General features: G+C 60.1%; 8 protein-coding genes. 3 read left to right on the top strand and 5 right to left on the bottom strand.

Annotated elements, in window-relative coordinates; genetic code table 11:
* Positions 1 to 568, bottom strand: a 568-nt coding sequence (locus HP459_RS20560) for a Glu/Leu/Phe/Val dehydrogenase dimerization domain-containing protein (RefSeq protein ID WP_301541001.1), incomplete at its 3' end; no start/stop codon positions are given.
* A 225-nt stretch (positions 569 to 793) separates the two neighbouring features.
* On the opposite strand from HP459_RS20560, the gene HP459_RS20555 reads away from it, so the two are divergent.
* Positions 794 to 1,066, top strand: coding sequence for a YnjH family protein (locus tag HP459_RS20555; RefSeq protein WP_022647799.1), 273 nt, complete (start codon positions 794 to 796; stop codon positions 1,064 to 1,066).
* Here HP459_RS20555 and HP459_RS20550 read toward each other — a convergent pair.
* Complete coding sequence (locus tag HP459_RS20550; protein ID WP_022647800.1) at positions 1,026 to 1,442, bottom strand: pyrimidine (deoxy)nucleoside triphosphate diphosphatase; 417 nt, start codon at positions 1,440 to 1,442, stop codon at positions 1,026 to 1,028. The genes HP459_RS20555 and HP459_RS20550 overlap by 41 nt on opposite strands.
* A gap of 75 nt (positions 1,443 to 1,517) precedes the next feature.
* On the opposite strand from HP459_RS20550, the gene HP459_RS20545 reads away from it, so the two are divergent.
* Both HP459_RS20545 and HP459_RS20540 read left to right on the top strand, forming a co-directional pair.
* Positions 1,518 to 2,090, top strand: a complete 573-nt coding sequence (locus HP459_RS20545; RefSeq protein WP_023299893.1) for a carboxymuconolactone decarboxylase family protein — start codon at positions 1,518 to 1,520, stop codon at positions 2,088 to 2,090.
* Positions 2,080 to 2,697, top strand: a complete 618-nt coding sequence (locus HP459_RS20540; RefSeq protein WP_023299894.1) for a CDP-alcohol phosphatidyltransferase family protein — start codon at positions 2,080 to 2,082, stop codon at positions 2,695 to 2,697. Before HP459_RS20545 ends, HP459_RS20540 begins: the two co-directional genes overlap by 11 nt.
* Here HP459_RS20540 and HP459_RS20535 read toward each other — a convergent pair.
* From HP459_RS20535 to HP459_RS20525, 3 genes are all read right to left on the bottom strand, one after another.
* Positions 2,694 to 4,001, bottom strand: coding sequence for a sulfurtransferase (locus HP459_RS20535; RefSeq protein WP_171936749.1), 1,308 nt, complete (start codon positions 3,999 to 4,001; stop codon positions 2,694 to 2,696). The genes HP459_RS20540 and HP459_RS20535 overlap by 4 nt on opposite strands.
* A gap of 73 nt (positions 4,002 to 4,074) precedes the next feature.
* Positions 4,075 to 4,695: an ATP-binding cassette domain-containing protein gene (locus HP459_RS20530; protein ID WP_171936748.1), complete on the bottom strand. Its 621-nt coding sequence runs from the start codon at positions 4,693 to 4,695 to the stop codon at positions 4,075 to 4,077.
* The coding region (locus tag HP459_RS20525) for a thiamine ABC transporter permease (RefSeq protein WP_171936747.1) at positions 4,695 to 5,920 on the bottom strand (1,226 nt) is incomplete at its 5' end. The genes HP459_RS20525 and HP459_RS20530, both read right to left, overlap by 1 nt.

Here is a 5,920-nt window from a genome sequence, read left to right as displayed (position 1 = left end):
TGTTGTTGGAGAGCTTTTTCATCATCCCGGCCATAAAGCCCACTTCACGACCACCCACGCCGATATCCCCGGCAGGAACGTCGGTGTCCGGCCCAAGGTGGCGATAGAGCTCAGTGACCAGCGCCTGGCAGAAGCGCATCACTTCGCCTTCGCTCTTGCCTTTCGGATCGAAATCACTCCCGCCTTTACCGCCGCCCATCGGCAGGGTAGTGAGCGCATTTTTAAAGGTCTGCTCGAAGCCGAGGAATTTCAGAATCGACAGGTTCACCGAGGGATGGAAGCGCATCCCGCCCTTAAACGGCCCAATGGCGGAGTTAAACTGCACGCGCCACGCGCGGTTGACCTGTACCTGATTGCGATCGTCCACCCACGCCACGCGGAACTGGATGACGCGCTCCGGCTCCACCAGACGTTCAAGCAGCGCCATCTGGCGGTAGCGCGGATTTTCCTCAAGGAAGGGCCACAGGGTGGTCATGACTTCACGAACGGCCTGGGCAAACTCGCTTTGGTGCGGGTCGCGCTGCTGAACATGGGCAAGAAAGCTTTCCAGAGAGCGTGTCTGATCCATAGATATAAGAACCTCTTATAATAATTTATGCGTGTGGCGGAGATGTTTTGTGTCGTTTTTTTGACTATACCACCCGCACCGCTTTGAGAGGCAAGCAGAAATTTAGGCCGAAAGGGAAATTAATGACAAGGCGCGCGTCATAACCAAAAGCGATGACGAGATAAATTAAAGATCCCGTCAGGATCTACCGTTATAGATATAAACGATGCAAAGGAAATTAAGTCTATGAACCGTTTCGCAATGGCCGCGTTATGTTTGATGGTGTCCGCCGGGGCACAGGCTGATCGCATTCGCCCGGATGTCGAAGTTAACGTGCCGCCAGAGGTTTTTAGCGCTGGCGGCCAGCGTGCGCAGCCGTGTAATCAGTGCTGTATCTATCAGGATCAAAACTATTCCGAAGGCGCAGTGGTCAGGGCGGATGGCGTGCTGTTGCAGTGCCAGCGTGATGAACGCACCCTCAGTACAAACCCGCTGGTCTGGCGTCGCGTAAAAGAATAAACGCTTCCAGGAGCGGTATATCCGCCGGGGCTAAATCATACGTGAACGCGTCTTCTGGCGTGCACCACACCAGCGCCGAGTGGTAGTGCGCCTTCAGCTCGCCGCTAAATTCCGGCACGTGCCAGGCGTGGAGGTGGATCAGCCGCTGCGACACTTCCCGCTGGTGGCTTGCCACATACCGCGCGGGCACGGCTTCAATGCCGAGCTCTTCGCGTAGTTCGCGGATCAGCGCTTCCTGCTGGGTCTCACCGGCTTCAACCTTTCCGCCCGCAAATTCCCACATTCCTGGCTGATCGGCATGTTCGGGACGCTGCGCCAGCAAGATCTTGCCCTCTTTTTCGAGGATGGCCGCAACAACATCGAGTGTTTTCAGCATGTTCGTCAATAATTAATAGCGAAAAACGACATATTATCGTGCCCTGCCAAAGAGTCCAGTCATCAGGAGAATCAGGTGAAAGAGACAGCCGCCTGGGTTGCGCCCATGGAAACCCTTCCCGTCAGCCTCAAGCCCATTGCTGCCATGCAGAAAAAACACTTCGGCGCGGTGCTGAACCCCACGCGCTGGTGGGGGCGTATGCCGCGTCTTTTCTGGCTGGTAGCGCTATTTGTCGGCTATCTGGAGCGGCGCAAGGCGCGTTTGACGCCGGTTCTGCGTTCGTTACTAATGACGCGGGTCTCGCAGATCTGCCACTGCGCATTTTGTATTGATGCCAACAGCCTGCGTCTGGCCGAGCGGAGCGGGGCGCTGGATAAAGTGCAGGCCGTCAACGACTGGCAAAATTCCACCCTGTTCAGCGAAGAGGAGCGCGCGGCGCTGGCCTATGCGGAAGCGGTCACCGCCACGCCGCCTCAGGTGGATGAAAATATCAAAAACCAGCTGAAGCGCCACTTTAGCGAAGAGACTATCACCGAAATGACGGCTCTGATTGCCTTTCAGAACCTTTCCGCCCGCTTTAACGCCGCGCTGGATATCCCGGCTCAGGGCCTGTGTGCCACGTTTAAAGGTAAACCGCATGCTGGATAAACATCTGCATCCACGGCTGAAGCCCGGGTTAAATCAGCTGGCCGCCGCGCTGGATAAACCGTTTATTACGCCTGATGGGTTAACGCTCGCCGGGTTTGCGATTGGCGTACTGGCGTTACCGTTTCTGGCGCTGGGCTGGTATCTGCCAGCGCTGGTCGCCATTGTGCTGAACCGGCTGCTGGATGGTCTGGACGGTGCGCTGGCGCGTCGCCGTGGCCTGACGGACGCGGGAGGATTTCTTGATATCGCCCTCGACTTCCTGTTTTACGCGCTGGTACCGTTTGGCTTCGCGCTGGCCGCTCCGGCTGACAATGCGATCGCCGCCGCCTGGCTGCTGTTCGCGTTTATGGGGACGGGCAGCAGTTTCCTGGCCTTTGCCGCGCTGGCGGGGAAGCATAATATCGACAACCCCGGCTACGCGCACAAGTCGCTTTATTACATTGGAGGATTAACGGAAGGAACGGAGACCATCGCGCTGTTTGTGCTGTGCTGCCTGTTTCCGGCACACTTCACGCTGTTCGCCTGGGCGTTTGGCGCGTTGTGCTGGCTGACCACCACAACGCGCATCTGGAGCGGTTACGTGACGCTGAAGTCACTCCCCCGCTAGCGTGTACTCTCCGGGCCGCGCGCGCCGGTGGAGACCGGGTTCTGCGGATGGCTGCTCCATTCGTACCAGCCGCCGTCGTAGACGGCAACGTTTTGCCAGCCCATGGCGCGGGCGTACATAAAGGCTTCAGACGCGCGCCAGCCGGTACCACAGTAGAACGCAACGTGCTGCTCCGGCAGAATATTCCACGTCTTCCACATGGCGGCAATATCATCGGCGCTGCGCATGGTGCCATCCGGATTGTGGAAATCTTCCATGTGGGTCGCGTCGCTACCCGCATGGCCCCAGCGCGCACCGGCAATGTCACCTTTTGGCTTGATATAACTGTAGCCGCTGGTTTCACCGATAAACTCTGGCCAGGAACGAATGCTCACCAGTGAGGCGTCCTGACGGTGCAGCATTCCCCGGGCCTGCTCCATATCCACCATCAGCCGCGGCTGGCCCGGGATCGGCGCGCCAAAATCAGGGGCTGGCTTCACCTTTGCAGGCGTTCCGTGCTCAACGGGCAGGCTGGCGTCGGACCACGCCTTCCAGCCGCCATCCAGAATCCGCACATCCTTCACGCCCGCGTAGAGCATGATCTGCGCCACGCGCGCGGCGGCATACACGTCGCGACCGTACAGAATGACGGTGGTATCGTGACGGATCCCGTGCTTCGCCAGCATCGCTTTCAGCTTTTCGTCAGAGACCTTATTCCACAGCGGTTCGCTTTCCACTTCATTGGTGTCGAGATAGCCCGCACCGGGAATGTGGCTCAGGAGATAAAGCTTCGGCGCACCCCAGCCAGCCTCGATCACCTTCCACTCTCCGGCTGGTGCGGCGGTAACGGGTTTGCCCTGCTGCAACTGGCGGATCCACTGCGGATAAACCAGCTGTTCGAAATGCGCCAGACGTTGCAGACGATCGGATTGTTGCAGGGCATCGCTCAGGGTGGAGACGTGGGTAAAGCCCGCTTTCTCCAGCTGCGTTTTGACGGTCTGGTTGTCATCATCGTTGCCATAGAGCGCAACCGGCATGTCTGGCGTAAGCCGATGCTGTTTTGCCCAGCCGCTGAGCTGTTCATCGCTCATTGCCCCAAGCCAGCTGGCAGAGAGATTAAGCGCTGCGGGTTCATGCCCGGACGTTCCGCTCAGGGTCTGCGGCCAGCCGTTAAAGAACGCACTGACGCGCGTATCAATTACCGCGCCGTTTTGCGCCTGGAGCTGGTCCAGCGTGAGGGAGTGGGGCATATCAGCCGCCGTGGAGGAGAGTGAGGCGAGGCCGCAGATCAGGGCCAGCGCGGTCAGTTGAGAAACACGTTTCATCGAAAAACCTGACGTCATTAAAAGAGGGTGGCATTGTCGTCTCTCCTGAAGCCAAAAACATTGCGTTAGCACATTATTGCCAGCGAGAAATCTCAATCACCTCGCCGCCGGGCGGAATATCGTCCTCATCATGCGTGACCAGCACCACCGGGATCCTGCGCTGGCGAGTAACCTCGAATACCCACGCCCGGAATGAGGCGCGCAGCGTTTTATCCAGTCGACTGAACGGCTCGTCGAGCAGCAATGCCTGCGGCTGGGCGAGAAGAGCGCGCAACAGGCTGACCCGGGCGCGCTCGCCGCCGGAAAGGGTCGCCGGATCGCTAGCGTAGAGGTTTTCCAGCCCGGCAGATTCAAGAGACTGTTCTACCGCGTCGCGCCGCGCGCGTCCGGCAATGTGCGCCGGCAACGCCAGCATCAGGTTTTGCCCCACGCTGAAGGCGTCAAACAGCAGGGCGTCCTGAAACAGAATGCCGATCCCGCGCGTTTCCACGGGGAGCATATCGCAGCGACGATCGTTCAGCCACAGCTCGCCGTGCGCCTTAAAATCAGCGGATAACGCGCCCACCATCCAGGCGAAAAGGGTCGATTTCCCGCTCCCGGAGGGGCCCATCAGCGTGAGAATCTCCCCTGCCGGGACGCGGAAGTTGACCTCACGTAAGAGAGGCGCAATGGTGAGATTTTTCACGTTCAGCATTAACGTAATCCTTGTCTGTGACGGCCCACGAACCGGGCGAGCAGCGCGGCAAGGGCAAATACGCTGCTGGTCAACAGCAACAGACCCAGCGCCCGGCTGGCAAGGATCGGAACGCTGCCGCCGCTGCTGAGGGCGACCGCCTCCGTCGTCAGAGTAGTAAAACGACCCGCTCCCAGCCAGAGGGTGGGCATGTACTGGGCCATGCTCACGGAAAAGCCGGTCGCAAAGGCCAGCAGGGCCGGACGAATCATCAGGGGGCATTTCACTAACCAGAAAATTTTCGCCTGTCGCCAGCCCAGCGTTCTGGCGGTGAGGATAAGCCGGGGATCGAGCCTGCGCCAGGCCGGTTGCAGCACCAGGAGCATCCACGGGAGAACCCAGAGCATATGGCTCCAGAGCACCGCAGCGTACTGGCCGTCGATGCCCAGCCACAGCGCCACGGCATACTGCCCGGACACGAGGGGCAGCGCCGGGAGGGCAAGCGGCAGCCAGATCCACACCGCGCCGCGCTGGGGTCCCCACTCAAGCCAGATCATGAGGATGGCCAGCGCTGTCAGGCTGGACAGCAGTCCCAGTGAAAGGCTGTCGCTGACGGGGCCTATGTCGCCCCGGCGTGCCAGCATCAGCAGAACCAGCGCACAGAGCACGCCGCACAGCGGCAGTAACCCGCCCAGCGTCCGTGCGGGCAACGCGGTATGCGAAGCGCGACGTACCCCCGAGACGTCAGGCTGGGCGCGCCGCCATGCCGTCCAGAGGCTGTATCCCACCGCGGCAAGTGCGGCCAGCAGCAGGAGCAACACCAGACACAGCAACGTTCCTTTTGACTGCTGCTGCGCATCGCCCTGGGTCAGCCACTGCCAGGCCAGCACCGCCAGCGTAGGTGGGTTGCCCGGCCCGAGCACGATCGCCACATCCACCACGGAAAGCGACCAGGCGAGCACCGCCAGCATCACGGCGCCCAGCGCGGGGGCGATAGCCGGGAGGACGAGCCAGTTAAGCGCCTGCATTCGTCCGTAGCCGAAGGTATGCAGGACAATTTTCTGCTGTGCGAGGCGCTTTTCAGGCAGCGCGGCGTAGATTGCCCACAGAACGAACGCGCTCTCTTTGACCGCAAGCGTCAGGCCAAGCCCGATACCGTAGCGGTCAAGCTGTGGCGAACAGACTGTACAGATCCGGTAAAACTGACCGCCTTCCGCAAACAGCAGCAGCGCGCTGGTGGCGAAGG

Source organism: Enterobacter sp. CM29 (genome assembly GCF_013179605.1).
Classification (GTDB): domain Bacteria; phylum Pseudomonadota; class Gammaproteobacteria; order Enterobacterales; family Enterobacteriaceae; genus Enterobacter; species Enterobacter intestinihominis.
Note: the sequence above shows the minus strand (reverse complement) of the source record. Positions and strands in the feature narration are given on the sequence as shown.